Here is a 24,719-nt window from a genome sequence, read left to right as displayed (position 1 = left end):
GCGTGCACCCCGGACGGCCGCCCGCCGCGTCAGAAGTCCTCGCGCCGCTCCTGCTCGGCCTCGGCGGCCGGCTCGAGCGCGGCGAGATCCCCGAGCGCGAGGCGCAGCTGGCGCAGCAGCCACTCCTCGGTCAGCGCATCCGCGTCGAGCGCGTCCAGCCGGCGGAGGCGCTCGGCTGCCGACCCGGTGAGGTCGGCGGGCGTCCCCGCGCTCATGCGCCGTACCCCGCTCCGCGGAGCAGGCGGCGCAGGTCGACGAGCTGCTGCTCGTCCACGTCCTTGCGGTGCGGCCGGTGGAGGGTCTCGGTCGTCGAGCCGACCGTCACCGAGAAGGCGCCGTCGTGCTTCTCGTGGACGGTGCCGACGGCCTCGAGCAGCGTCAGCACGTCCGCCCAGAGGACGTTGTGGCTCGGCGAGTCCTCGAGCAGCCGCTCGAGGGTGTCTCGCTGGTTCGAGTGGAGGTGGCGGGTGTCGGTCATGAACGGCCCTTCGGTGTCTGCGCACGCGCCCCGGTGGCGGTGCTCGGCGTCGCGTCCGACGGTAGGCGCGCGGGTGGAGCCGGTGCGCGAGTCGGATGACTCGAAGAGCGGACGCCGCGGGGCGGCCCCGCGAGAGGTGCGGTCCCCGCGAGAGGTGCGGCCGTGAATCCGGAGCCGGGCGACCGCCTCGACGAGGAGGAGCATCCCCGCACGCCCGCGCTGCCCGAGGCCGCCGTCTCCGCCGCGTCGCTCCCCGACCGTCCGGCCGCGTTCCTCAACGCCCTCCTGACCGAGCACTTCGTCCTGGAGTCGGCGCGCGGCATCACCGTGACGGAGTCGAGCAGCCGCGCCTCGCTCTACCTGACGATGCTCTCCAGCTCGCTCGTGGCCTTCGGCTTCCTCGCCCCGACCCGGTACGCGATGGGGTTCCTCGCGGTGATCATCCCGGTCGTCGTGCTGCTGGGGGTGTTCACCTACGAGCGGCTGGTGCAGACCTCGATGGAGGACATCGCCGCGCTGACGGCCATCCAGCGCATCCGTCGCTACTACGGGACGCTGCTGCCGGGCGCGGGCGCCTACTTCGCGGTGCCGCGCGGCCGCCACGCGCCGAACGAGCTGCTCGAGATCGGCCGCCGGCAGAGCTGGCGGGGCATCTTCTTCACGATGTCCTCGGCGATCGCGGTGGTCAACTCGATCGTGGCGGGCGCCGGAGTCGCGCTCGCGCTGACGCAGAGCGGCGCGGACGAGGTCCCCGCGATCGCGTGCGGGATGGCGGCCGCGGTCGTCCTCGCCGTGCTGCACGGGGTGTACCAGTTCCACCGCTACCGGCAGATGCGGCTGCGGATCGCCGAGGCGGAGGCGCTGGACGGGGTCGAGAGGGGGTGACGGGGCGGGGCTCGGCCGGCGGGGTCCGGAGCTGACGAACGCCGATCAGGCGCGGCGTCGGCCGCCGGCTGGTCAGCTGGCTCCGACCTGCTCCCGCGACTGCTCCCGTGACTGATCAAGAGTTGTCGCACTCGACGCCCAGTGCGACGACTCCTGGACTCTCGTGGCGATCGCTCGTCGGCGGGCCGCCGCGACCATTCAGAAGTCGCCGTGGTCGGTCGCGAGCACGGCGACTTCTGTCTGCACGCCGCCTGCGGACGTGCGCAGGGAGCCGGCGGCCGGCGACTGTCCAGGAGTTGTCGCAGTCGATGCCGAGTGCGACAACTCCTGGACTCTCGCGAAAGTTCTGCGCTCTCGCGGAGGCGCGCCGCTCAGCCGCGCTCGGCCCGCTCGGCGAGGAGGTACTGCCAGTCGCGCGGCACGCGGTCCTTCGGCCCCGGGGTGGTCTGGCTCGCCGGGTGGCTCTGCGGGTCGGCCAGGGCGGGGCCGTCGGCATAGTCGTCGGTCCGGTAGTCCCAGAACCAGTCCTCGCCGGGCTCGAAGCTGCGGATGACCGCGTGGCCGGTCGAGTGGTAGTGGGCCGTCGCGTGGCGGTTCAGCGAGTCGTCGCAGCAGCCGATGTGCCCGCAGAGCGCGCAGCGCCGCAGGTGCAGCCACCACGAGCCGGACTGCTCGCACTCGACGCAGCCGGGGCCGGTCGGCGGGACGGAGGGGTCGATCATCTGCTGCGACGTCATGCGCTCAGCATGCGCCTCCCGCGGCGGCAGGCACCAGGTCGGATGACTCGATCCTGCGGCTCCGTCACGCGCTCCGGGCGTCCTCGAGGCTGAGGAGCGCGTCGCGGAGCCCGGCCCGCGAGGTCACCCCGAGCTTGGGGAAGATCCGGTACAGGTGCCCGCTGACGGTGCGGGGCGAGACGAAGAGCTGCTGGGCGATCTGCTTGTTCGACAGGCCGGCAGCGGCCAGGGAGACCACGCGCCGCTCCTGCTCGCTGAGGTCGGCGGCGACCGGCGCCTCCCCCGCTCCGCCCGCCGCCCGCAGCTCGTGCTGGGCGCGGGCGAGCCAGAGCTCGGCCCCCACCGCGGCGAACCCCGCGGCGGCCTGGCGGAACCGGGTGCGCGCCTCCAGCGGGCGCATCCGGCGGCGCAGCCACTCGCCGTGGCAGAGCTGGACGCGCGCCCGCTCGAACGGCCACTCCTCGGAGGCCGGGTCGAGGGAGCGCTCGAAGAGGGCGCCCGCGCCGCCGGTCGGATCGAGGACCGCGGTCGCCGCGAGGGCGAGCATCCGCCCGCGGGGAGCGAGGGGCCGCGCGGCGAGGTCCGCCGCGGCCGCCGCCAGCTCGGCGCAGTGCTCGGGCAGGCGGAGGCGCGAGGCGGCTTCGGCTGCGTCGAGGAGCTCCAGCGGGTCGCCGCCGGCGCGGGAGGAGGAGCGGGCGTGCGCCTCCTCGAAACGGCCGCCGCCGAGGTCGACCGAGCACAGGGCGTGATCGGCGGCGCGCGCGACCGACGCCGCTCCGTGCCGCAGCGCCCAGGCCGTCGCGCGCTCGGCGCACTCGAGGGTGCGTGCACGGTCGCCCTGCACGGCGTGGACCCGGGCGCGAGTCGCGTCGATCAGCGCGCGCACGGCGGGCAGGTCGTCGGCGCGGGCGGCGGCGCGGTCGAGGTCGGCCGAGGCGTCGTCGAGGCGACCGCGGTCGAGGGCGCTGGTGCCGCGGCGGAGGAGGGCGAGGGCGCCGGGCAGGCCGTCCGCCTCCTCCCCGCCGTCGAGGAGCGCGGCGAGGCGGTCGCGGCGCTCGTCCGAGACCTCGAGCAGCGACCAGGCGAGGTGCAGCGCGACCGTCTTCCACGGGTCGCCCGTGACCGCGGAGTCCTCGGCGAGCAGCAGGCGGCGCTCCCACTCCTCGTCCGGGACCGGCTGCACGCAGGCCTCCACGAGGCGCAGGACGGGATCGAGGGGGTGCTCCTCGCCGACGGCGAGCGCCTCCTGCCACCACGCGGGATCGCCGCGGAGCATGCAGGTGAGATGGAGGACGGTCGCCACCAGGTCGGCGGCGGCGTCGTGAGGGGCGACGCGGTCGGCGGAGAGGCTGCCGGCGTCGTCGCGGGAGGCGCCGATCTCGGCGGGAGAGTCACCGCCGACAGGAGAGTCACCGCCGGCAAGCGAGGCACCACCGACTCCCGAGCCCCCACGCCCCACCCGAGCGCCGAGCCCCCGGAGGGCCGCGCGGCGGACCCCGCCCACGTCCCCCGTGCGGAGCAGCGCATCGGCCAGCCGCGCCGCCTCGACGCCGGCCCCGGGAACCCCGCCGTCCTCCCGCGAGCGCTCGACCACCCGCTCGAGGGCCGCCGCGTCGCCGGTGAAGGCCGCGACGGCGGCCGCGCGCGTCTCGAGCTCCTCCCGCAGAGCACCACCGCGCGCACTCGACCGCGCCTCGGCGAGGAGGAGCAGCGCCTCCTGCGGCCGACCCGCGCGGAGTCGCTCCTCCGCCGCGTCCCTCAGCAGCCGCGCCCGCTCCTCCGGCCCGGCCGCGTCGTCCGCCGCGAGCAGCAGGCGGAGGTGCGGGGCCGACTCCGGGCGCTCGGCGAGCCGCCTCCGTGCCGCCCGCAGCGCTCGGGGCGACGCCGTCGAGAGCACCACCGCGCGGACCACCGGGTCGCGGAACGCATGGCCGCCCGTCGTCAGGATCCCCGCCTGCACCAGGGCGCGGTCCCCGTCTCCGGGGGCCGACCCGATGCTCTCCGGGAACTCGGCGCCCGCCACCGCGGCGACCAGGAGCGCCTCCCGGCACTCCTCCGACAGCGGAGCCAGCAGGTCGAACACCCTGGTCTCGACCTGCTCGAGCCGCGGGTAGACCGGGAAGGGCGAGGGAGCGTCCTCGTCGGCCCAGGCCCGCCCGAGGACGTCGAGGAGCAGCGGATTCCCCTCCGCGACCCGCAGCAGGCGCGCCTCGACGGCGAGCGGCCGCCGGCCGCCGTGGGCGCGCAGGAAGCCGCGGGCCGCCTCCGCGTCGAGGGGCTCCGTGCGACGGTGCCGGAGGCCCTCCCAGCCGGCGAGGACGCGGCGGTCGCCGGTGGCGAGGAGGCAGGCGGCGCCGACCTCGTCGACCAGCCGGGTCACCAGGGCCTGGAGGGTCTCGCGGGCGGCGACGTCGAACCGCTCCCAGTCGTCGACGACGATCAGGAAGCCGGGGTCGCAGGGCGAGGCGGAGGAGTCGCGCACCCGCTGCAGACGGCCGATCAGCGTGGCGAACAGCGCGAGCGAGGACGCGCCGATCACGGCGTCGCCCCGGTCCGGCCGCACCTCCACGACCTCGCAGCCGGCGGCGCGAGCGGTGGCCGCGGCGGAGCGCAGCATGTGCGTCCGGCCCGAGCCGATCCCGCCCTCGACCACCAGGAGCCGCTCCCGCGCGGGCGACGCCGAGCTCAGCATCCGGACCACCACGTCCTCGGGTGCGCTCGGGTGCGCGGGCGGCGAGGAGAGTGCACTGATCGTCATCGCGACTCCTGAGGGACGGGTTCCGAGGACCCCATGCTGACCGCCGGGCGCGGCCGCGCTCTCCTCCCTCTGTCGGAACCCTCCGGAGCGCACCCTCTGTCGAACCGTCCCGAGCGCCCGTCTCCCGGTCGGCGCCGGGCAGGAGGCGCAGCAGGGCAGTGGGCCCCGCGAGCGCCCGACGGTACTCTGTGTCCCACCGGACGACCGGTACGGCCCCACCCCCGCACGACCGCCGCTCGACGCGGCGGGTGATCCGATGGAGTCGCACGATGAGCTCTCGCAGCCCCCTCGCGGAGTTCCTCCGCGCTCGCCGGGCGGCGCTGCGGCCGGAGCAGGTCGGCGTGCCGACCGCGGGCACCCGGCGGCGGGTGCCGGGCCTGCGCCGCGAGGAGGTCGCCGACCGCGCCCGGATCAGCCGCGACTACTACCTCCGCGTCGAGCAGGGGCACGCGGTCGCCCCGTCCGACCAGGTGCTGAACGCCCTCGCCGAGGCGCTCGCCTTCGACGAGTTCGAGCGCGCCTACCTCTTCCGGCTGGCCCGGCTGCGCCCCGGCCCGCGCGATCCCGACTCCCCTCCGCCGGGCCAGGGCGTGGAGTCGCTGCTCGCCCACTGGCCGAGGACCCCGGCGTACGCGTTCGACCGCAACCTCGACGTCCTCGGCGCGAACGACCTGATGAGCCGTCTCGCCCCCGACAAGGGCGTGCCCGGCGCCAACATGCTGCTCTCCACCTCCCGCGGCTACGCGCGCGCCGTGGCGAACGGCGACCCGCCGGACCAGCTGCAGGCGTGGGGCCAGGTCTTCTGCGAGCTGATCGCCGCGCTGCGGTTCTACAGCGTCCCCGACGATCCGCGGCTGCACGAGATCGTCGGCGAGTGCTCGGTCGAGAATCCGCTGTTCCGGTCGATCTGGGCCGAGTACCAGGTCCGCCCCTTCACCCACCGGTGGATCCGCGTCCACGTCGAGCCGTTCGGCTGGCTCGACCTCGAGATGCAGACCCTGGAGCTCGCCGGCGCTCCGGGCCGGTACGTCGTGACCTACCTCGCGGCAGCGGGGACTCCGGCGGCCGCGGCCGTCGACGTCCTCGCCTCGCTGCGACCCGCTCCGGAGTCGGGCACCGCGCTGGCGGCCCCGGCCGGCGCCTGATCAGCGGCGGTGAGCCGGGCGAGGGCCTCGCGACCCGCCGCGTCACCCGCCTCGAACAGGAGCAGGAGGCGCGCGCCGTCCCGGACCAGCCGGTAGTCCATCGGAACGGAGCCGACCGCGGTGTCGAGGAACACGACCGACCCGCGTGCGTCGGCCTCCGCCCCGGCCGCCCACGAGTCCGCGAACCGGGGGCTCCTCGCCGAGAGCTCCCCGACGACCGTCAGGAACTCCCGGTCCCCCCGGTGCCGCTCGAGCGAGTCGCGGAGCATCGCCGCGACCTGGTCGGCGGCGGACCCCCAGCAGGGCAGGTCCTCGACCTCGGACGAGTCCAGGAAGGTGAAGCGGGCGATGCTCGCTCCTGGGGCGAAGGCGGGCGAGAGCGCCCGCGCGAGCGGAGTCGCGGCCAGCACCCGCAGGTGCCGGTCCAGCAGCACCGCCGCCCTCCCCGCCCACGGCAGGAGCGCCGCCTCGTGATCCTCCGCCATGTCCCCGTCCCCTCCGCGCGTCCCTCCCTCAGCGCAGCGGAGTGATCCCCTGCGTCCCGGGCGGGAAGGTCGCCAGCACCTCCTCCGGGATGTTGAGGTGCTGCGCGACCAGCGACGGCGGCAGGTGGCTCAGCCACTGGGCGAGCGACACCTCCTCGTAGCGGGAGCTCTTGAAGGTCTCGATGTAGACGAGCGTGTCGTCGCCGGTGTTCTCCACGTAGTGGCCGAAGTTGCGGCGCACGACGCCCACGTCTCCGGCGTGGAAGTCGGTCGTGTTGGCGTGCGGGCCGGTGTTGAAGACGGTCATCCGAGCGGATCCGCGGAGGTAGTACTGCCACTCGTCGGCGTTGGGGTGCCAGTGCAGCTCGCGCATCGAGCCGGGCTCGACGGTCGTCAGCGCGGCCGAGACCGTGCGCGAGGCCGGGAAGTTCGTGCTGTCGGCGATCTGGATCCGGCCGCCGCTGTTCTGGTGCACGGGCTCCGAGCGGGAGAGCCGGAAGATCACCGCCTCGTCGCCGTCCTGCACCCCGGCCGCGGCCCGGTCGGCCTGGAGGTCGCCGGGCACGTCGCCCGGGAAGATCCAGAGGTCGTGCAGCGGGATGTCGCGGAAGACCTCCTGCGCGACGCCGAAGTTCTTCGCCAGCACGTCCGGCGGCGTGTGCGCGAACCAGTCGGTGAGCAGGAGCGTGTTGCTCTCGGACTGCTCGCCGTCGTCGAACGCGAGCACGAACTCCGCCCCGTCCGGGCCGAGGCCCTGCAGGGAGTGCGGCAGGCCGGGCGGGAAGTACCAGAGGTCCCCCTCCTGCACGTCGTCGACGCTGGGCCGGCCGGTGCGGCTGAGCGTGGTGATGCGGCAGTTCCCCTTGGTCATCAGCGCCCACTCGGCGCTCTGGTGCCAGTGCAGCTCGCGGATCCCGCCGGCCTCGAGGTACATGTTCACGCCGGCGATCTCGTTCGAGATCGCGAAATCGGCCTGCGTGAGCTCGCGCGCCCAGCCTCCCCGCTGCACCCGCCGCGGCGAGATGTTGAAGGAGGACCAGAAGAACGGCTGCGTGCTGATGTCCGTCGCGGGCGCGGCGATCTGGTTCGGGAACAGTCCCTCCAGGACGCGGTTCTGCGGGCCGGTCATCGTGTTCGCCGAGGGATCGCCCTCGGTGTTCACGATCCCCTCCTGGGGGAGGTCCGGGTCTCCGAAACCGGGGGTCTCGTGGTGCGGAGCGGTGCTGTCGTCGGGTTCCACGGCGTTCTCCCTGCTGATCGTCCTGCGCGCCTGCGCTGCTCCGATCCCACCGCTCCGGCCCGGGCCGCACCACGGTCATCCGACTCGATCCGCGCCCCGACGACCGGCCCGGGTCAGCCGCCCAGGCCCTCGAGCACGTCCCGCGAGGGCACGAAGTAGACCCCGCCGGTCGTCGCGGTCGAGAAGTCGAGGAGGCGGTCGTGCCGGCCCGCGGGCACGCCGACGAACATCCGCGTCAGCATCGTCTCGATCACCGACAGGTCGGCGGCCAGGCCGAGGAAGTACGTGCCGAACTCGCCCCTGCCGGGCCGGCCGAAGGGCATGTTGTCGCGGAGGATGTCGTGCTCGGTCCCGCCGGCGTCGACCACGGTCGCGAGCCCCTTGTGCGAGAGCTGCGCCGGATCGTCCTCGCGCTCGACGTTGTCGGCCTTGCTCCGGCCGATGACCCGCTCCTGCTGCTCGGTGGTGAGCGCGTGCCAGGCCGTCAGGTCGTGCAGGTACTTCTGCACGACCAGGTAGCTGCCGCCCGCGAACGCCGCGTCCTCCGCGCCGATCAGCGCGACGCGGGGCAGCGCCTCCCCGGTCGGGTTCTCGGTGCCGTCGACGAAGCCCAGCAGGTCGCGGTTGTCGAAGTAGCGGAAGCCGACCACCTCGTCGCGGACGACGACGTCCTCGCCGAGCGCGTCGAGCAGGAGGCGCTCGAACTCGAAGCAGGCGTCGTCGCGCTCCGCCCGGATGTGGAACAGGAGGTCGGTCTGCGTCGAGACGGCCGTGTGCGCCGCGCCGACCACCTCCCGGAACGGGTGCAGCTGCGCGGGGCGCCCCTCCCCGCCGAAGCGGTCCCACGCGTCGCTCCCGATCCCGACCAGGCAGGAGAGGCGCAGGCCCAGGTCGCGGAAGCCGACCGCGCGGAGGATCCCGCCCACGTCGGCGACGACGTCCCGCACGCGGTCCGCGGCGTCCTGCCCGCCGACGATGTCGAGCGAGAGGAAGACGGCGGACCGGCTGAGCGGAGCGACGACCGCCTGCGGCTCGATCGGGACGCGGTCCTCGACGGTCACCGGAGCACCGCCGGCCGGGGCGTCGTCGTCCTGCGCGTCGGCAGGGCCGTCGTCGTGGGCGTCGTCGTGGGCATCGCGACCTCCGATCCGCGCGCCGCGGGAGGGCGCGTCCGCCGCGATCCTGTCAGCGTCCGCGGTGCCGGTCACGAGTCATCCGACCCCACTCGGCGAGCGCGGCCGGCGGCCCCGGCACCGCCCGGGCGACCAGGTCTGGACGATCGTCGGAACATCTCCCCGCGCTCTTCAGGGAGCGCTCCCACGCCCCTATCGTGGAGCCGCTCCCCACCCTCATCCGGGGAGGCACCACCTTGGACACGACCCGGGCCGGGCTCGGGATCGACACGAGCACGGAGGTTCGAAGATGCCGTTTGTGACCACGGACGACGACGTCGAGATCTACTACAAGGACTGGGGCAGCACCGACGCGCAGCCCATCGTCTTCCACCACGGCTGGCCGCTGTCGTCCGACGACTGGGACGCGCAGATGCTGTTCTTCCACGCGCACGGCTACCGCGTCATCGCGACCGACCGCCGCGGGCACGGACGCTCGACCCAGGTCGGCACCGGACACGACATGGACCACTACGCCAGCGACGTGAACGCGGTCGTCGAGCACCTCGACCTGCGGAACGCGATCCACATCGGCCACTCCACCGGAGGCGGTCAGGTCGCGCGCTACGTCGCGAAGTACGGCGAGCCCCAGGGCCGAGTGGCCAAGGCCGTCCTCGTCTCGTCGGTCCCGCCGCTGATGGTGCAGACCGAGGCGAACCCCGAGGGCACGCCGATCTCGGTGTTCGACGGCTTCCGCGACGCTCTCGCGGCGAACCGCGCCGAGTTCTACCAGGCCGTGGCCTCCGGGCCCTTCTACGGCTTCAACCGCGAGGGCGTCGAGCTCTCGCAGCCCGTGGTCGACAACTGGTGGCGCCAGGGCATGACCGGATCCGCGCTCGCGCACTACGAGGGCATCAAGGCCTTCTCGGAGACGGACCAGACCGAGGACCTGAAGGCGATCACCGTCCCCGTCCTCGTCACCCAGGGCGACGACGACCAGGTCGTCCCCTACAAGGACGCCGCGCTGAAGCAGCACGAGCTGCTGCAGAACTCGACGCTCAAGATCTACGAGGGCTACCCGCACGGCATGCTGACCGTCCACGCCGACGTCATCAACCCCGACCTGCTGGCCTTCATCCAGGAGTAGCGCGGCACGCTCGCAGGCGCGTCCCGGCCGTTCCGGGGCGCGCCTGCGCGTCTGCGCTCGAACGGGGGCCGGGCGCCCCTGCGAGCGGAGTCCCGCCTCAGACGTCGGCGCCCGCGTCCCTCCCGAGCACCGCGGCGAGCTCGCCCCGCCCGCCGATCCCGAGCTTGCGGTACGCCGCGTACAGGTGCGCGCCGACCGTGCGCGGCGAGAGGAACAGGTTCTGCGCGATCGCGCGGTTCGACAGCCCCGTGCTCGCGAGAGCGCAGATGCGCAGCTCCTGCGGGGTCAGCGTGGCAGCGGCCGGCGACGGCGCGTCGGCGATCCTCCCTCCGGCGGCCCGGAGCGCGTCACGGGCCCGATCGGCCCAGGCGTGGATCGGCAGCTCCTCGAGCATCGCCAGCGACTCGCGGAGGAGGGGCCGCGCCTCCGCCGCCTGACCGGCCCGGCGCAGCCCGTCGCCCACGAGCAGCAGCGCCCGCGCCCGCACGTACGGGAGCGGAGGCGGAGTCCGGCGGAGCAGCCCGGCCGCGGCGTCCGGCGCTCCGTCGGCGAGCGCCACGGCGATCTGCGCGTACCGGAGGGCCGCCTCGATCATCGGCTGGTGCCAGCGCTCGAAGAGCGATTCCAGCCTCGCGGCGTGCAGGCGCACGACTCCGTCATCTCCGGTCGCGAGAGCCGCGTCGACGAGATCGGGCGTGGTGAGGATGGCGAAGCCGGGGTTCAGGGAGTCGTCGTCCGTGTCGAGGAGGGGCAGGAGCTCCGGCACGGCGTCGCCCGGTCGAGACTCGAGGACCGCAACCGCCGCTCGCGATCCACGGAGAGTCGCCCGCATCACGCTCGAGCAGAGGACGGCCGCGCCGATCGCGCTCCCCGCGCTGATCGCCTCGGGATCGGGCGCGACGCCCTCCATCGCGTCGAACCAGGCCAGGCAGGCCCGGGACGCGGTCTCGAAGCCCACGTCCCCCAGGTCGCTCCCGAGGACGAGCGCCTCCTCGGCGAAGGAGCGGGCCCGCGAGAAGCGGCCGGCGAGCGACGTGGTCATCGAGGCGGCGAGGAGCGCCTGCGGGAGGATCCGGATGTCGCCGCGCGCGCGCAGCCCGGTGATCGCCTCCTCCAGGAGCTCCCGGGCGACCTCGACCTCGCCCGCCGTGTTCAGCGCGTAGCCGAGCCACCACGCCTCCTCCGGACCGCTCGCCCCGCCGGCCGCCGCGAGCGCCCGGCGGACGACCTCGTCGCCGCGGGCGATCGGCTCGGTGACCGCCGCGAGCAGGACGGCGCGCGGGTCGGAGTCGTCGAGGGCGAGCGCGCGCACCGCCTGGATCATCGGCTCCCCCGGCGACGCCTCGCGGTTGTGGTCCCAGGCGATGGCGGCGAGGTGCAGGAGCGCGGCGGTCGCGGCGTCGACGGCTCCGTGGCTCTGCAGCGCCGTCACTGCGGCGAGCGCGGGCGAGAGGTCTCCCCGCGAGAGGGCCGTGCGCCCGGTCGGCAGCGTCTCGCGCGTCCAGGCGGCGCGGGCGGTGAGCACCGGATCGACGGTCTCGCCCGCCGCGCGGTGCACGAGCAGCGCCGCCTCCGCGGTCCGGCCGGCGAGCCCGGAGTACTCGGCCGCGTCGATCAGGCGCGAGACGCGCAGCGGCCCCGCGGGGGTCAGCTCCGCCGCCCGCTCCATCGCCTGAGCCGCCAGGACGACGTCGCCCGTCGCGAGGCCTGACGCCGCGAGACCGGCGAGCTCCTCGCCGACCGGCCCGTCAGAGCCGGTCGCGAGCTCCGACCGCCACCAGAGCGTCCGGCTCGGGTCGTCGCGGTGCTCCTGGACGAGCGTGCGGAGCACGGCCGCGCGCTCGGAGGGGCGGCTCACGCTCGTCACCGCGGACTGCACGAGAGGGTGCCGGAAGCGGAGTCCGCTCCCCGGCGTCCAGCTGAGCAGCGACGCGGCGACGGCCCGGTCGATCCAGGAGGGGTCGGGGTGGCGGCCGATCGCCAGGTTCGCCAGCCGGCTCGCCTCCTCCGCCGTCGCGACGTCGCCCAGCGCCACGGCCAGCACGGCGAGCCGCGAGGGCTGGTCGAGCTCCGCGAAGCGCTCGGCGAAGGCCGACTCGAGGCGTCCGGTCACCGCGCGGTCCTCCGCCTCGTCGGCCGACGGGTCGCGCCCGGTCAGCTCCACCAGGGCGAGCGGATTCCCGCGGGCGAGGTCGAGCAGAGCGCGCCGGGCGGCGCCGCGAGGAGGATGCGGGAGCGTGTCCAGTAGGGCGGCCGAGTCGGCGGGCGACAGCGGCCCGAGATGCAGGTGCTCGAGGCCGGAGTCCTCCTCGGGCCGGTCCCGCGTCGTCATCACGACGACGACGCGGTCCTCGCCGATGCGCCGGGCGAGCATCCGCAGCGCCCACGCCGACTCCGGGTCGATCCGGTGCAGGTCCTCCACGACGACCAGCAGGGGCCGATCGGCGGCGGCGTCGCTCAGGAGGGTCAGGGCCGAGAGGCCGGCCAGGAGCGGCGTCGGCTGCACTCCGTCCGCCAGGTGGAAGGCCACGCGGAGCGCGTCCTGCTGCGGCAGGGGCAGGCCGTCGAGGCCCGGGCGGAGCGGGTGCAGGAGGAGCTGCAGCGCCGCGTACTGGTCGCCCGACTCCGCTGCGGAGCCCGCGGTCCGCAGCACCCGCACGTCGAGTGCGCGGGCGTAGGCGACGACCTCCTCGACCAGGGTGGTCTTGCCGACCCCGGCGTCCCCGTCGATGACGAGCGCCGACCCGTGGGCGGCGATGCCGTCGACCATCAGGCGGAGCCGCGCGAGCTCCGATCCCCGACCGACGACGAGCGCGTCCCGCTTCACGCGTCGAGTATCGCACCCTCGCGCAGACACTCCTCGACCCGGTGGCGGGCCCGGATGAAATCGATCGCGGCGGCCGCGGCGCTGCCGGGGGCGCCGAAGAAGGAGGTCAGGAAGTGGTCGCCTCCGTGCACCTCCAGGGTCTGCCAGCGGAAGGCGATGAAGCCGAAGGGGTCGACGCGCACCGGCGACGAGCCCTCGCGGAGCGGATACGCCTCCTGGCTCGCCCAGACGCGGCGGAAGACCCGCGAGCGGCCCCCGAGCGAGGCGACCAGGACCCGCAGACGCGGGTCCGCCGGGTCGGAGTGGAAGCGGAGGGCGGCGGTCATCACGGCGATCGTGCGGTCCCAGTCCTCGTGCCGCTCGGCGTCGGTCTCGAGCGCCGCGGCGTCGATGACGGCCTCGATCATGTTGGTCCCCTGCTCGCAGGCCAGGGGGAGGAACAGGCGGCCGAGCTCGTTCACGGCGACGAGGTCCAGGTAGCGGTCGACCACGTAGGCGGGCGTCGTGGTCCAGGACGAGACCATGCTCGTCAGGCTGCCGACCTGCGCCGGGGTCGGCCCGGCCTGCGCCCAGATCGGTGAGCGGCGCGGCGCGGCGTGCCCGCCGAGCCGGAAGAGGTAGTCCCGCCCGTCCGCGTCGAGACGGAACGCGCGGGCCAGAGCGTCCAGGACCTGCGCCGAGGGGCGGCGGTCCTTGCCCTGCTCGAGCCGCAGGTAGTAGTCCGGGCTGATCCCCGCGAGCACGGCGACCTCCTGGCGGCGCAGCCCGCTGACGCGGCGCCTGCCGTCGGCGCCCAGGCCGACCTCGTCGGGGCGCAGCCGGTCGCGGTGCCCCCGGAGGTAGGCGCCGAGCCGTGCGGTGTCCGTGTCCACGATCCCGCCCTTCTCTCCCTTCGAGGCTAGGGAGGAGGCGGGCCCGACTCCACGCGACGCCGACCTAGATCCGCGGAGGGAGTACCTAGATCGGCGGGGCGTGCTTCAGGGTGGGGGCGGTGCGCGGCGGGGTGCGGAGGTGCGCCGCGGGATGCGGAGGAGCGCACCGGCACTCGGCGCACCCCTCCGCGGTCAGGCCGGCTCCGCGGTCAGCTCAGCTCCGCCGCGGCGTCGGTGATGACCCGCGCGACCTCCTCCGGGTGCGAGCGCATCACCAGGTGCGGCGCGTCGAGCTCGACGACCGAGCGCACGCCCGCCCGCCGGTAGCCGAACCGCTCGACGTCCGGGTTGATCGTCCGGTCCGCGGCCGCGACGACGCCCCAGCTCGGCCGGGTCCGCCAGGCGGCGACGGGAGCGGCCTCACCGAAGGCCAGAGCGGCGAGCGGGCGCTGGCCGACCGCGAGCACGGTCGCCTCGGCCGGGTCGATCCCGGCCGCGAACACCTCCGGGAACGCCGACACCGCGACCGACACGTCCGTGCCCGGCTCCGCCCCGTCGATCGGGAACGGGGTGTAGACGAGGTTCGCCGGGAGGTCGGAGTCGGGGAAGGCGCCCTGCAGCTGCCCGAGGCTCTCCCCCTCCTCGAGCGCGTAGGCCGCGAGGTAGACGAGGCCGACCACGTTCTCGGCGGCGCCCGCCACCGTGATCACGGCGCCGCCGTAGGAGTGGCCCGCCAGCAGGACCGGCCCGTCGAGCTGCTCCACGAAGGAGCGGAGGTACTCCGCGTCGCCCAGCAGGCTGCGGTTCGGCACGGCCGGGACGCGCACGGCGTGGCCGGCGTCGAGCAGGATCCGCGTGACCGGGGCGAAGCTCGCGGCGTCGGCGAACGCTCCGTGGACGAGGACGATGGTGGGTGCGGTCATGGGGCTGTCCTTCCGGTCGGGCGGCGGTCCGGCAGCCGGCTGCGCAGCCGATCCGGACCCGGGCCGAACCTAGGACGGCGGACGGCGCGCGTCGTGACCCCGCGACTCCCCTGCCGACCGGGCGGCCGCCTGTCGCCCGCCCGAGGACACGCTCCAGCGCTCGTCCCGCCCGCTCACGGCGGGCCCCGACCGCTGCAGCGTCCGCGTCCTGGTCCCGGCGGGGTCACCCTTCGACGGCTGGACCGCCCGGGATCGCGGCGAGGTCGGCCAGCGGCCTCTCCGGCCGGATCGCCGGCGACAGCGGCGGATCGGCTCGCGGACTCCTGCGGCTCGAGATCCGGGCCGCGGCGCGTCAGCTCGCGAACTCCTCCGGCCAGCCCAGCGCGGCCAGCGACCGGCGCACGCGCTCGATGTCCTCCTCCGAGGGCAGCTCCGAGGTCACTCCGGCGATCGCGGTGCCGACGTCCGCGCGGGAGGCGGGCGCGTCAGCGGCGAGACCGGCGGCCACCTCGGCCACCTCCTCGTCGCTCAGACGGCGGCGGAGGAGCGCCAGCAACGGCACGAAGTCCTGCTCGGGCAGCCCGGCCGGATAGCCGGCGCGCAGCCAGCGGACGATGCGCGCGACCAGGCCCTCGCGAGTGTCCGGCTCGGCCAGCGACTCCGGGCCCGCCAGCGGCCAGCCCGCGCTCGCGAGCCGCGAGGAGACGCGGGCGACGTCCTCGGGCATCGCCGGTCCGAGCAGCAGCTGCTCGATCCGCTCGCGCACGACGGCTCGCGAGACGACCGTCTCGGCCCGCTCCGACTCCGACAGGAGCCGCGCGACGACCTGCTCGACCTCGTCCGTCGTGAGGCTGCGGCGCAGCAGGCCCAGCAGCGGCAGGTAGTCCTGCTCCGGCACGCCGGACGGGTAGCCCGCGCGCAGCCAGCCGACCACGCGGGCGACGATCCCCTCCCGCGCCGCGATCGGATCGGTCGAGGCCATGCTCAGCCCTTGGGCACGAAGGTCGGGATGACGTGCTCGAAGCTCACCGACTGGCCGAGGCCCGTCGCGATGATGACGCTCAGGCCGATCACCACGGAGCCGACGACGAGGGCGAAGCAGAGCACGCCGATCCCGCGCAGCACCGGGGCGGGCAGACCGCTCCGGACCGCGGGGGCGTCCGACCCGCCCGAGGCGGGAGCACCGGCGGCGACGGCGAAGGAGCGGACGCCGACGGCGAAGAGCACGGGCAGGCCTGCTCCGAGGAGCACGGCGACGAGGGCCACCTGGCCGGCGGCGGAGAGGAAGAGGGAGAGCACGGTGCGGATCCTTTCGCTCAGACGCCGGCGGTCTCGGGCGCGGGGCGTGCCGCCGCGTCCTGCCACTCGTCGTTGACGTTGTGCGCGCCGATGCTGTCGCGGCGCGAGCGGATGTAGATGAGGGAGGCGACGGCGACGAGGATCGCGGCCATCAGGAGGCCGCCGGCCGCGCCTCCGACGAGGTGGCCGATCCACCACATCACGGCGCCGACGAGGGCGGCGGCCGGGAGCGTCATGACCCAGGCGATCACCATGCGCAGCGCCACGCGCCAGCGCACCTGCGCGCCGGGGCGGCCGACTCCGGAGCCGAGGATCGAGCCGGTCGCGACGTGGGTGGTCGAGAGGGCGAAGCCGAGGTGGCTGGAGGCGAGGATGACCGCGGCGGAGGCGCTCTCGGCGGCCATGCCCTGCGGGGTGTCGATCTCGACGAGGCCCTTGCCGACGGTGCGGATGATCCGCCAGCCGCCGATGTAGGTGCCGAGCGAGATGGCCAGCGCGCAGCTGAGCTTGACCCAGAAGGGGACCGACTCGGTGTCGCTCCAGCCGCCGGCCGCGATCAGCGCGAGCGTGATCACTCCCATGGTCTTCTGCGCGTCGTTGGTGCCGTGCGCGAGCGAGACGAGGGAGGCGCTGCCGATCTGACCGAAGCGGAAGCCGCGGTGGAGGCTCTTCTCGGCGAGGTTGCCGATCACCCGGAAGACGAGCCAGGTGCCGATCGCCGCGACCGCTCCGGCGAGCACGGGCGACATCAGCGCCGGGAGGATCACCTTGCCGACGACGCCGTCGAGCTTCGTGCCGTCGCCGGCCCAGTTCACGCCGTTGAGGCCGAGGCCCGCGAGAGCGGAGCCGATCAGGCCGCCGAAGAGGGCGTGCGACGAGCTCGAGGGCAGGCCGAGCAGCCAGGTCAGCAGGTTCCAGACGATGCCGCCGATGAGGCCGGCCAGCACGATCATCAGCAGAGCGGATCCACCGTCCTCGAGCAGCGCCGGATCGGGTGCGCCCGAGGAGTCCTGGATCTTCACGACCGCGTTGGTGACGGTCAGCGCCACCTCGATGCTGAGGAACGCACCGACGAGGTTCAGCGACGCCGAGAGGGCGACGGCGGTGCGGGGCTTCAGGGCACCGGTCGCGATGGACGTGGCCATCGCGTTCGCCGTGTCATGGAAGCCGTTGGTGAAGTCGAAGGCGAGGGCCGTGACGACGACGAGCGCGAGCAGGATGAAGGGATCCACGCAGACATGATGCTCCCGCAGCGGGAGGCGTTCCGGCGTGGCCGCGAGGCTTCACCTGCTGTTCACCTCGCGGGGCACGCCCGCCCGAGTAGTCTGTGCGGATTCTCAGGCGGGCGGCGCTTCTGAGGGTGTGATCCACCCGAGCCCGCACCGGCGTGCGGCGCTCAGACGGGCGCGGTCAGGAGCCCGAGCGCGGCAGCGGCGGGGTGAGGTCCGGGGTGTGCGCGGGGTCGGAGTCGGGGGCCGGCTCCTGCTGGGCGGCGGGCTCGGCCGCGGCGCCGGCGTCCTCGGTCGACTCCTGATCCTCGGCGGGCTCCTGTGAGCCGGGCAGCGGCGGGGTGAGGTCGAGGGCGCCGACCGCCGGCTCGGCGGCGTGCTTCGGCGTGGTCGGGCGGTTCTCGGCCGCGGCCGCCTTCTTCGCCGCCTTCTCCTGGGTGCGCTTGAGCTTCTCGGTCTGCTCGGCCAGCTTGCGGGCCTTCTTGCGCAGCTTCTTGCTGGAGTCGCGGACCGCCTCGTGCGCCGCGCGCACCGACTTCTCGGCCTTCTTCAGCGCCTTCTTCGCGCGCTTCTGCGCCGCCTTGTCGCGTGCGTCCTTGTCCTTGCCGGTCCCGGCCATGTCCGCTCCTCCGCTCGTCGACCGCTCCGGCCGACTCCCCCACGCTACCGAGCGGCACCCGCCCCGCGAACCCGCTGGCGAGCGCGCCCGGGCCGCGCTAGGCGCGCGGGCGGCGGCCGTACTGCGCCCGTGCCGTCCTTGCTCCTCCTCCCCCTGGTCGCCGCCTCTCCTCCTTCCTCTCCGACTCTCGCTTCAGCCCTGCGATGCCGTTCGCGGCTGGGAGTCGCGGGCGAGTCGACCCCGCGACGGGCGCGGGTTCGGCAGGCTGGGGGCATGGTCTTCCAGCACGATCCCGGCGGCTACCAGGGCCGCGCCGGCCTCCGGCGTCCCGTGCGCGGGCCCAGGCGCGACAAGTGGATGTGGTGGCGCCTGGGCTCCGGAGTCGCGGCGACGGTCGCCGGTGTGATCGCCCTGCTCGTCTTCACCGCCGACCGCTGAGCCCGCCCGTCGGCGACCCGGCGCACCCCCGCCACTCCGGATCGAGAGCCGATCGATGCGCTCAACCGCTTGACTCCGGAGGTTTCTCTCAGGTCGGATCCGGCGGAACGCGGGTAGTTTGGAGGGTCGCATCGGCTCAGCCGTGCGATCAGCCCCACTGCCCCACCCGGCGCTCGCCTCCCCCCCTCGAGCGTCGGCAGACCTGGAACCTCCTCTGCATGCACCGTTCGTCACGCGCCTCGACTCCCACCCCCGCAGGAGCCGAGACCGGCAGTCCGTCCGCCCTCCCGACCCGTCGCTCGCTCCGTGAGCAGGAGTCCCGCAGCCGCCGCACCTCCCGCGGCCCGTCGCGACCCCGCGTCTCCGCCGTCGCCGCGATGACCCTCGTGGCCGGCATCGCGATCACGTCGACGATGCCCGCGTTCGCCGTGGGCGGCACCGCCGACTCCGAGCTGACCCGCGACACGGCCACCGCCGTCGCCGCGGCCCGCCCGCAGAGCTTCGTGGCGGCCGGAGTCGTGCAGCAGAGCGTCACCCGCGACGCCTTCGCCGCCGAGGCCAAGCCCGAGGTCCTCGTCCCCACCGCGTCCCTCGACGCGATCACCGCCACCTCCGGCGAGTCGACCGCGGCCGCCGCCGGAGCGTCCGGAGCGTGGGTCGTCCCGATCTCCGGTCACATCAGCAGCAGCTACGGCCCCCGCCCCGACGCGCCGGTCGCCGGCGTGAACCTGTTCCACAAGGGCACCGATCTCGCCGGCGCCTGCGGCACGCCCGTCCTCGCGGCCTCCAGCGGCACCGTCGAGGAGGCGTCGTACCAGGGCAGCTACGGCAACTGGATCCTGCTCGACAACGGCGGCGGCATCGAGACCGGCTACGCCCACAACAGCGAGCTGATGGTGTCGGTCGGCGAGACCGTCACCGTCGGCCAGGTCATCGCGCTGCGCGGCTCGACCGGCGCCTCGACCGGCTGCCACCTGCACTTCGAGACGCGGGTCGACGGCGAGGCGGTCGACGCCGTGCCGTTCATGGCCGAGCTCGGCGTCCCGATCGGCTGACGCCCTCGGGCGACTCGAGAACCCGGACGTCGCGGTGGCCGCTCTCGACCACCGCGACTTCTCTGTTCTCGTGAGCGCGCAGGCCGGCGTCAGGGCCCGGGGACCGTCCGCGCCCCGGTCGAGACGGCGGCCGACCAGTGCGCGTCATCCGGCACCGTCGTCACCCTGATCTCGGCGTCCTGCTCGACGGCGATCTGCATGGTGCCCGTGTTGCCGCCTCCCGTGCCGGTGCGGGTCGTGCTCGGGCTGTAGACGCACGACGATCCGCTCGTCATCAGGCCGACGACCTCGATCGTCACCTCGGCGTCCGCGGTGTCGCAGGCGACCGAGACGGTGATGTGCAGCGGATCGCCGCTGAGGTACACGGTCTGCGGATCGACGGGGCCGACCTGGTCGGTCCACCGCACGGCGGCGGTCGCGCCCTCGGGCAGCGTCACGGGCCCGAGCGGAGCCTCGGTGGGCGTCGCGGTCGGAGCGGCGGTCGTCGGAGGAGCGGTGCCGGGAACGGCGGGTGTCGCCTCCTCCGCCTGGTCGGCGCCGCTCGTGCAGCCGCTCAGAGCGAGCGCCGCGAGCAGTGCCGAGGCGCCCAGCACGGTCGCGTGCCGTCCGGCCCGGAGCCCCGTCGCCCGGCGCGGAGCGGTCGTTCTCGTGGCGTCCATGGTGGTTCCCCCTGTCCACTGGCGTCCCTCCGGTCTACCCGAGCCCGCGCGGCCGCGGACCGCACTCTGCGGCGGTTGCCAGGGTCGGGAGCCGTGCTGCGGATCGATGGGGAGCTCCTCCGTACCGGCGCGGCGGCTCGTCGATCCGCTCGGGTGCCGCGGATGATCGGCACCGGGCGGATCCGACGCCCGCCGCACCCGGCGCACCCCGCCGAGCCGCCCCTCTGCACCCGGCGCACCCCGCCGAGCCGCCCCTCTGCACCCGGAAGGCACCGCCTTGATCGCCTCGAACACCTACCCCTTCGCCGGACGCACCGTCCTGATCACCGGAGCCGGCTCCGGCATCGGCCGCTCCATCGCACGCGCCTTCCTCGAGCAGGGCGCGAGCGTCGCGGTCGCCGGGCGCACCCCCGCCACGCTCGAGGAGACCGTCGCCGGCTTCCCGGCCGAGCGCGTCCTGGTCGTCCCCACCGACGTCTCGGTCCGAGCCGAGGTCGACGCGCTCGTCGAGGGCACTGTCGCGAGGTTCGGCGGGATCGACGTCCTCGTGAACAACGCGGCCGGCCACCTCGGCGGCCCGATCGAGGAGGTCGAGGACGACGCCTGGCGCTCGCTCTTCGCCACGAACGTCGACGCCCTCTTCTACGCGGTGAAGGCGGCGCTCCCGCACCTCAAGGCGAGCCACGGCAACATCGTCGTCGTCTCCTCCGTGTCGGGCATCCGCGGCGACTGGGGCCAGGCCGCCTACAACGCGACCAAGGGCGCGATCACGACCTTCGTGCAGTCGCTGGCCCTCGACTTCGGCGCGCACGGGGTGCGGGTCAACGCCGTCGCGCCCGCCTTCACGCAGACGCCGCTGACCGAGTCGATGGCCTCGACCCCCGAGGAGCTCGCGCCCTTCATCGACCGCATCGCCCTCGGACGCCCCGGGCAGCCGGACGACATCGCCCCGCCGGTGCTGTTCCTCGCCAGCGCGGACGCGGCGTACATCACCGGCGCGATCCTCGCCGTGGACGGCGGAACGAGCGCCTCGACGGGGCAGCCGCACCTGTAGGCGGGCGTGCGGCGGATCGGGGTCGGGGGGGGGGCGGGGGCTCTGCCCAGAACCCGAGTGCTCGCGTCGGATCCTGCGGCCCCGCTCGCGAGGGTCCACCGGGCTCGACTGCGGGCGCCCGCAGCCCGGATCACTCCATCCCTGACCGCGCACTCAGACTCAACCGACACCTGTGGCGTATCGTGGAGTCAATTGCATGCAGACGCATGGATGCGGACTCGCCGACCGCACGGCCTCCGAGCCCATCCCTCTTCGAGCAGGAGTCGTCATGACCACCACCAGCACCCGATTCACCGACCGCGTCGTCCTCATCACCGGAGGTGGATCCGGCCTGGGTCGCGCTGCCGCCGTCCGCCTCGCCCAGGAGGGCGCGAAGCTCGCCCTCGTCGACATCTCGGAGCAGGGCCTCGCCGCCACGGTCGACGTCCTGCCCGAGGGCACCGAGTCGATCACCGTCCTCGCCGACGTGTCGAAGGAGGCGGACGTCGACGCCTACGTCGCGCGCACCCTCGAAGCGTTCGGCCGCATCGACGGCTTCTTCAACAACGCCGGCATCGAGGGCCGCCAGAACCTCACCGAGGACTTCACGGCCGACGAGTTCGACAAGGTCGTCGCGATCAACCTCCGCGGCGTGTTCCTCGGCCTCGAGAAGGTGCTGAAGGTGATGCGCGAGCAGGGCTCGGGCATGGTCGTCAACACCGCGAGCGTCGGCGGCATCACCGCGATCGGCAACCAGTCGGGCTACGCGGCCGCCAAGCACGGCGTCGTCGGCCTCACCCGCAACTCCGCGATCGAGTACGGCGAGTTCGGCATCCGCATCAACGCGATCGCGCCCGGGGCCATCTGGACCCCGATGGTCGAGAACTCGATGAAGCAGCTCGACCCGCAGAACCCGCGCAAGGCGGCCGAGGAGTTCATCCAGGTCAACCCGACCAAGCGCTACGGCGAGGCCGACGAGATCGCCTCGGTCGTCGCCTTCCTCCTCTCGGACGACGCCTCCTACGTGAACGCGACAGTCCTCCCGATCGACGGCGGTCAGTCCATCAAGTACTGAGGTCCCGCGGAGGGAGCGGAGGGAGCGCCTGCTGCGGCGGGCGAGCCCTCCGCTCTCCCGCCGACGCCGTGCCGTTCGCGGGACGGACTCGGCCGCTCCTCCACAGGTGCTCCCTCCGACGTGCGTCCCCACCGGGCCTCCGTCGCGCAGCACCCGGCACCGCGGCGGGAGCAGAATGGGGGTCGGTCCCGCCAGCGGCCGGACCTCGACCGCTACGGAGACATGCATGAACCCCACCGGGAGCTTCCGCGCCGCCCGCGACACCCTCCTGCAGCACCGCACCGATGCGGTCGCCGCGAACGAGGCCTTCCAGTGGCCGGACGTCGGGCCCCGCTTCAACTGGGCGGTGGACTGGTTCGACGCGATCGCCATCGGCAACGAGCGCCCCGCCCTCTGGATCGTGGAGGAGGACGGCTCCGAGGAGAAGTACTCCTTCGACCGGATGCGCTGGCGCTCCGACGAGGTCGCCGCCTGGCTCCACTCGGTCGGCGTCGAGCAGGGCGATCACGTGATGCTCATGCTCGGCAACCGCCTCGAGCTGTGGGAGTCGATGCTCGCGATCATGAAGCTCGGCGCGGTCATCCTCCCCACGACGACCCTGCTCTCACCCGCCGACCTGGCCGATCGTCTCGAGCGCGGCGAGGTCGCGCACGTCATCGCGGACGCCTCCGAGACAGCCAAGTTCGACGAGATGGAGGGCGGCTTCGGCCGCATCGCGGTCGGCGGCGCCGTCGAGGGCTGGCTCGACTACGCCGACTCGCTCGAGCCCTTCGGCATCAGCCCGACGGTGGTCGTCGAGAGCTCCGATCCGTGCCTGATCTACTTCACCTCCGGCACCACCTCGAAGCCCAAGATGGTCGTGCACACGCACGAGTCGTACCCCGTGGGGCACCTCAGCACGATGTACTGGCTCGGCGTGCAGCCGGGCGACGTGCACATGGCGATCAGCTCGCCGGGCTGGGGCAAGCACGCGTGGAGCTGCTTCTTCGCGCCGTGGAACGCCGAGGCGACGGTGTTCGTCTACAACTACAGCCGCTTCTCCCCCACCGCTCTGCACCAGCAGCTCGACCGGGCCGAGGTCACCACGTTCTGCGCGCCGCCGACCGTGTGGCGGATGCTGATCCAGTCGGCGCTGGGAGCGAAGCCGCGCGCGCTGACAGAGATCCTCTCGGCGGGCGAGCCGCTCAACCCCGAGGTCATCGCGACCGTCGAGCGGGAGTGGGGCCTCACGATCCGCGACGGCTACGGCCAGACCGAGACCACCGCGATCATCGCGAACCCGCCCGGCGCCCCCGTGGTCCCCGGAGCGATGGGCCGCGCGCTGCCCGGCGTCGCCATCGCCCTCGTCGATCCGCTGACCGGCGAGCCCGCCTCCACCGGTGAGATCTGCCTCGACCTCTCCGTCGAGCCCGTCAACCTGATGTCCGGCTACCTCGGCGACGAGGACCGCACCGAGCGCGCCCGCGCCGACGGCTACTTCCACACCGGCGACGTGGCGGTCCGCGCGGTCGACGGCACGATCACCTTCGTGGGCCGCACCGACGACATCTTCAAGTCCTCCGACTTCAAGATCTCGCCGTTCGAGGTCGAGAGCGTGCTGCTGCAGCACCCCGCCGTCGCCGAGTCCGCGGTGGTGCCGGCTCCGGACGAGGTGCGCCACAGCGTGGTGAAGGCGTACGTCACCCTCGCCGAGGGCTGGGAGCCGACCGCCGAGACGGCGAGCGCGATCTTCGCCCACACCCGCGAGCTGCTCTCCTCCTTCGAGCGGGTGCGGCGCCTCGAGTTCCACCCCCTGCCCAAGACGATCTCGGGCAAGATCCGCCGCGTCGAGCTGCGCGAGCGCGAGGAGGAGGCGTTCCGCCGCGGCGAGGAGATCCCCACGGAGTGGCGCGCCGATCGCCTCTAGGCGCGGGGGCCCTCGTCCGCCGGGACACCGCCGGGACCGCCGCAGCACCGCTGAGACGGCGGCGTCTCGGCGGGGCGGTGGTGTCTCGGCGGGATGCGGTCGGCCGGGACGTCGGCCGCCGGTGACCAGCAGGAGCGGGTGCCGTCAGCGCGGAACCAGCGCGGCGTCGGCGGCGTCCGGATCACAGGCCGGCGATCAGCTCGGCGTCAGCGGGGGCGGACAGCGATCAGCTCGCCGTGGTCGCGGACGCCGGGGGCGCTGCGGCGGAGGGAGTGGGTCACCTCGAGGCCGGCCTGCTCGGCGAGCGCGCGCATCTCGGCGAGCGGATGGAACCACGCCGGTGCGACGGCGTGCGCGAACGCCTCCGAGCGCGGCCCTTCGAAGAAGCCGATCAGCAGGCTTCCGCCCGGTCGGAGGTGCGCGGCGAGCGCCGCGACCGCGCCGGGCAGCTCCGCCGGTGGCAGGTGGATGAGCGAGTACCACGCGAGAACGCCCCCGAGGCCGTCGACGTCGAGCTCGAGCGCCGAGCCGAGCCGGAACGGGACGTCCGGGAACCGCGCCCGCGCCAGAGCGACGAACTCAGGCACCGGATCGACGCCGATCGCGGCGGCTCCGCGGCGCTGGAGGAACTCCGTCCAGTGCCCGGGCCCGCAGCCCACGTCGGCGACCGTGCCCTCCAGCCCGTCGGCCCACGACCCGATCAGCTCGCGGTCGGCCGCGGGCCCCGCGTCGACCGATCCGAGCAGCGCCGCGTACTCCTCCGCCCGCGCGCCGTACGCGTCCCGCACCTCGTCCAT

Annotated in this window: 24 protein-coding genes; 8 read left to right on the top strand and 16 right to left on the bottom strand. The window is 74.2% G+C overall.

All coding sequences use genetic code 11. From position 1 onward, the window contains the following. Positions 1 to 29 precede the first annotated feature (29 nt). Together C5B95_RS04905 and C5B95_RS04900 are read right to left on the bottom strand one after the other, a co-directional pair. Positions 30 to 215, bottom strand: a complete 186-nt coding sequence (locus C5B95_RS04905) for a hypothetical protein (protein WP_104295413.1) — start codon at positions 213 to 215, stop codon at positions 30 to 32. Beyond that, a complete protein-coding gene (locus tag C5B95_RS04900; RefSeq protein ID WP_104234134.1) occupies positions 212 to 478 on the bottom strand; it encodes a hypothetical protein in 267 nt (88 codons plus the stop codon). The genes C5B95_RS04905 and C5B95_RS04900 overlap by 4 nt, the downstream gene beginning before the upstream one ends. Positions 479 to 640: 162 nt before the next feature. Here C5B95_RS04900 and C5B95_RS04895 point away from each other — a divergent pair, with 162 nt between their 5' ends. Next, complete coding sequence (locus C5B95_RS04895) at positions 641 to 1,363, top strand: hypothetical protein (protein ID WP_104227440.1); 723 nt, start codon at positions 641 to 643, stop codon at positions 1,361 to 1,363. A 371-nt stretch (positions 1,364 to 1,734) separates the two neighbouring features. On the opposite strand, the gene C5B95_RS04890 is transcribed toward C5B95_RS04895, so the two are convergent. Both C5B95_RS04890 and C5B95_RS04885 read right to left on the bottom strand, forming a co-directional pair. After that, entirely contained in the window at positions 1,735 to 2,100 is a 366-nt protein-coding gene (locus C5B95_RS04890; protein WP_104348613.1) for a UBP-type zinc finger domain-containing protein, read from the bottom strand. 64 nt (positions 2,101 to 2,164) lie between these two features. Beyond that, complete coding sequence (locus C5B95_RS04885; RefSeq protein ID WP_104348612.1) at positions 2,165 to 4,858, bottom strand: LuxR C-terminal-related transcriptional regulator; 2,694 nt, start codon at positions 4,856 to 4,858, stop codon at positions 2,165 to 2,167. A 269-nt stretch (positions 4,859 to 5,127) separates the two neighbouring features. Between C5B95_RS04885 and C5B95_RS04880 the strand changes: the two genes are divergently transcribed. After that, complete coding sequence (locus C5B95_RS04880) at positions 5,128 to 6,003, top strand: helix-turn-helix transcriptional regulator (protein WP_104328047.1); 876 nt, start codon at positions 5,128 to 5,130, stop codon at positions 6,001 to 6,003. On the opposite strand, the gene C5B95_RS04875 is transcribed toward C5B95_RS04880, so the two are convergent. The 3 genes from C5B95_RS04875 to C5B95_RS04865 all read right to left on the bottom strand — a co-directional run bounded on the left by C5B95_RS04875 (position 5,895) and on the right by C5B95_RS04865 (position 8,936). After that, positions 5,895 to 6,488: a hypothetical protein gene (locus C5B95_RS04875; protein WP_104348611.1), complete on the bottom strand. Its 594-nt coding sequence runs from the start codon at positions 6,486 to 6,488 to the stop codon at positions 5,895 to 5,897. The two genes, C5B95_RS04880 and C5B95_RS04875, sit on opposite strands and share 109 nt — an antisense overlap. 28 nt (positions 6,489 to 6,516) lie before the next feature. Then, complete coding sequence (locus C5B95_RS04870; protein ID WP_258059808.1) at positions 6,517 to 7,728, bottom strand: cupin domain-containing protein; 1,212 nt, start codon at positions 7,726 to 7,728, stop codon at positions 6,517 to 6,519. Positions 7,729 to 7,841: 113 nt separating this feature from the next. Next, positions 7,842 to 8,936, bottom strand: a complete 1,095-nt coding sequence (locus tag C5B95_RS04865) for a Dyp-type peroxidase (RefSeq protein WP_308471026.1) — start codon at positions 8,934 to 8,936, stop codon at positions 7,842 to 7,844. A 214-nt stretch (positions 8,937 to 9,150) separates the two neighbouring features. On the opposite strand from C5B95_RS04865, the gene C5B95_RS04860 reads away from it, so the two are divergent. Then, positions 9,151 to 9,987 carry an alpha/beta fold hydrolase gene (locus C5B95_RS04860; RefSeq protein WP_104224006.1) on the top strand — a complete coding sequence of 279 codons (837 nt, stop codon included), beginning with the start codon at positions 9,151 to 9,153 and terminating at the stop codon, positions 9,985 to 9,987. A 97-nt stretch (positions 9,988 to 10,084) separates the two neighbouring features. On the opposite strand, the gene C5B95_RS04855 is transcribed toward C5B95_RS04860, so the two are convergent. The 7 genes from C5B95_RS04855 to C5B95_RS04825 form a co-directional block, all read right to left on the bottom strand. After that, on the bottom strand, positions 10,085 to 12,814 hold the full coding sequence (locus tag C5B95_RS04855; protein ID WP_104348610.1) for an AAA family ATPase: 2,730 nt from the start codon (positions 12,812 to 12,814) through the stop codon (positions 10,085 to 10,087). After that, the gene (locus C5B95_RS04850; protein WP_104269832.1) at positions 12,811 to 13,686 is read right to left on the bottom strand and encodes a helix-turn-helix domain-containing protein; all 876 of its coding nucleotides are present in this window, start codon (positions 13,684 to 13,686) and stop codon (positions 12,811 to 12,813) included. Before C5B95_RS04850 ends, C5B95_RS04855 begins: the two co-directional genes overlap by 4 nt. Positions 13,687 to 13,895: 209 nt before the next feature. Beyond that, positions 13,896 to 14,609 carry an alpha/beta fold hydrolase gene (locus tag C5B95_RS04845; protein WP_104348608.1) on the bottom strand — a complete coding sequence of 238 codons (714 nt, stop codon included), beginning with the start codon at positions 14,607 to 14,609 and terminating at the stop codon, positions 13,896 to 13,898. A gap of 352 nt (positions 14,610 to 14,961) precedes the next feature. Further along, entirely contained in the window at positions 14,962 to 15,591 is a 630-nt protein-coding gene (locus C5B95_RS04840) for a DUF3349 domain-containing protein (protein ID WP_104224010.1), read from the bottom strand. Positions 15,592 to 15,593: 2 nt separating this feature from the next. Continuing rightward, entirely contained in the window at positions 15,594 to 15,908 is a 315-nt protein-coding gene (locus C5B95_RS04835; RefSeq protein WP_104227380.1) for a hypothetical protein, read from the bottom strand. A 17-nt stretch (positions 15,909 to 15,925) separates the two neighbouring features. After that, positions 15,926 to 17,140 (bottom strand): inorganic phosphate transporter, encoded by a 1,215-nt coding sequence (locus C5B95_RS04830; RefSeq protein WP_104348607.1) that lies wholly within the window; start codon positions 17,138 to 17,140, stop codon positions 15,926 to 15,928. 178 nt (positions 17,141 to 17,318) lie between these two features. After that, positions 17,319 to 17,756 (bottom strand): hypothetical protein, encoded by a 438-nt coding sequence (locus C5B95_RS04825; RefSeq protein WP_104348606.1) that lies wholly within the window; start codon positions 17,754 to 17,756, stop codon positions 17,319 to 17,321. A 273-nt stretch (positions 17,757 to 18,029) separates the two neighbouring features. Here C5B95_RS04825 and C5B95_RS17400 point away from each other — a divergent pair, with 273 nt between their 5' ends. Further along, positions 18,030 to 18,194 carry a hypothetical protein gene (locus C5B95_RS17400; RefSeq protein WP_159940529.1) on the top strand — a complete coding sequence of 55 codons (165 nt, stop codon included), beginning with the start codon at positions 18,030 to 18,032 and terminating at the stop codon, positions 18,192 to 18,194. 218 nt (positions 18,195 to 18,412) lie between these two features. After that, complete coding sequence (locus C5B95_RS04820) at positions 18,413 to 19,249, top strand: M23 family metallopeptidase (protein ID WP_104257449.1); 837 nt, start codon at positions 18,413 to 18,415, stop codon at positions 19,247 to 19,249. Between the two features lie 89 nt (positions 19,250 to 19,338). Here the strand turns inward: C5B95_RS04820 and C5B95_RS04815 are convergent, their stop codons facing one another. Beyond that, on the bottom strand, positions 19,339 to 19,908 hold the full coding sequence (locus C5B95_RS04815; protein ID WP_104348605.1) for a hypothetical protein: 570 nt from the start codon (positions 19,906 to 19,908) through the stop codon (positions 19,339 to 19,341). 277 nt (positions 19,909 to 20,185) lie between these two features. Between C5B95_RS04815 and C5B95_RS04810 the strand changes: the two genes are divergently transcribed. The 3 genes from C5B95_RS04810 to C5B95_RS04800 all read left to right on the top strand — a co-directional run bounded on the left by C5B95_RS04810 (position 20,186) and on the right by C5B95_RS04800 (position 23,922). After that, positions 20,186 to 20,962 carry an SDR family NAD(P)-dependent oxidoreductase gene (locus C5B95_RS04810; RefSeq protein WP_258059807.1) on the top strand — a complete coding sequence of 259 codons (777 nt, stop codon included), beginning with the start codon at positions 20,186 to 20,188 and terminating at the stop codon, positions 20,960 to 20,962. Positions 20,963 to 21,230: 268 nt separating this feature from the next. Then, positions 21,231 to 22,016: a glucose 1-dehydrogenase gene (locus tag C5B95_RS04805; protein WP_167299040.1), complete on the top strand. Its 786-nt coding sequence runs from the start codon at positions 21,231 to 21,233 to the stop codon at positions 22,014 to 22,016. A gap of 226 nt (positions 22,017 to 22,242) precedes the next feature. Further along, positions 22,243 to 23,922, top strand: coding sequence for an AMP-binding protein (locus C5B95_RS04800; protein WP_104348603.1), 1,680 nt, complete (start codon positions 22,243 to 22,245; stop codon positions 23,920 to 23,922). A gap of 206 nt (positions 23,923 to 24,128) precedes the next feature. Here the strand turns inward: C5B95_RS04800 and C5B95_RS04795 are convergent, their stop codons facing one another. Further along, positions 24,129 to 24,719: a trans-aconitate 2-methyltransferase gene (locus C5B95_RS04795; protein WP_104348635.1), complete on the bottom strand. Its 591-nt coding sequence runs from the start codon at positions 24,717 to 24,719 to the stop codon at positions 24,129 to 24,131.

The organism is Rathayibacter sp. AY1A7 (assembly GCF_002930845.1).
In the GTDB taxonomy this organism is placed as follows: domain Bacteria; phylum Actinomycetota; class Actinomycetes; order Actinomycetales; family Microbacteriaceae; genus Rathayibacter.
Note: the sequence above shows the minus strand (reverse complement) of the source record. Positions and strands in the feature narration are given on the sequence as shown.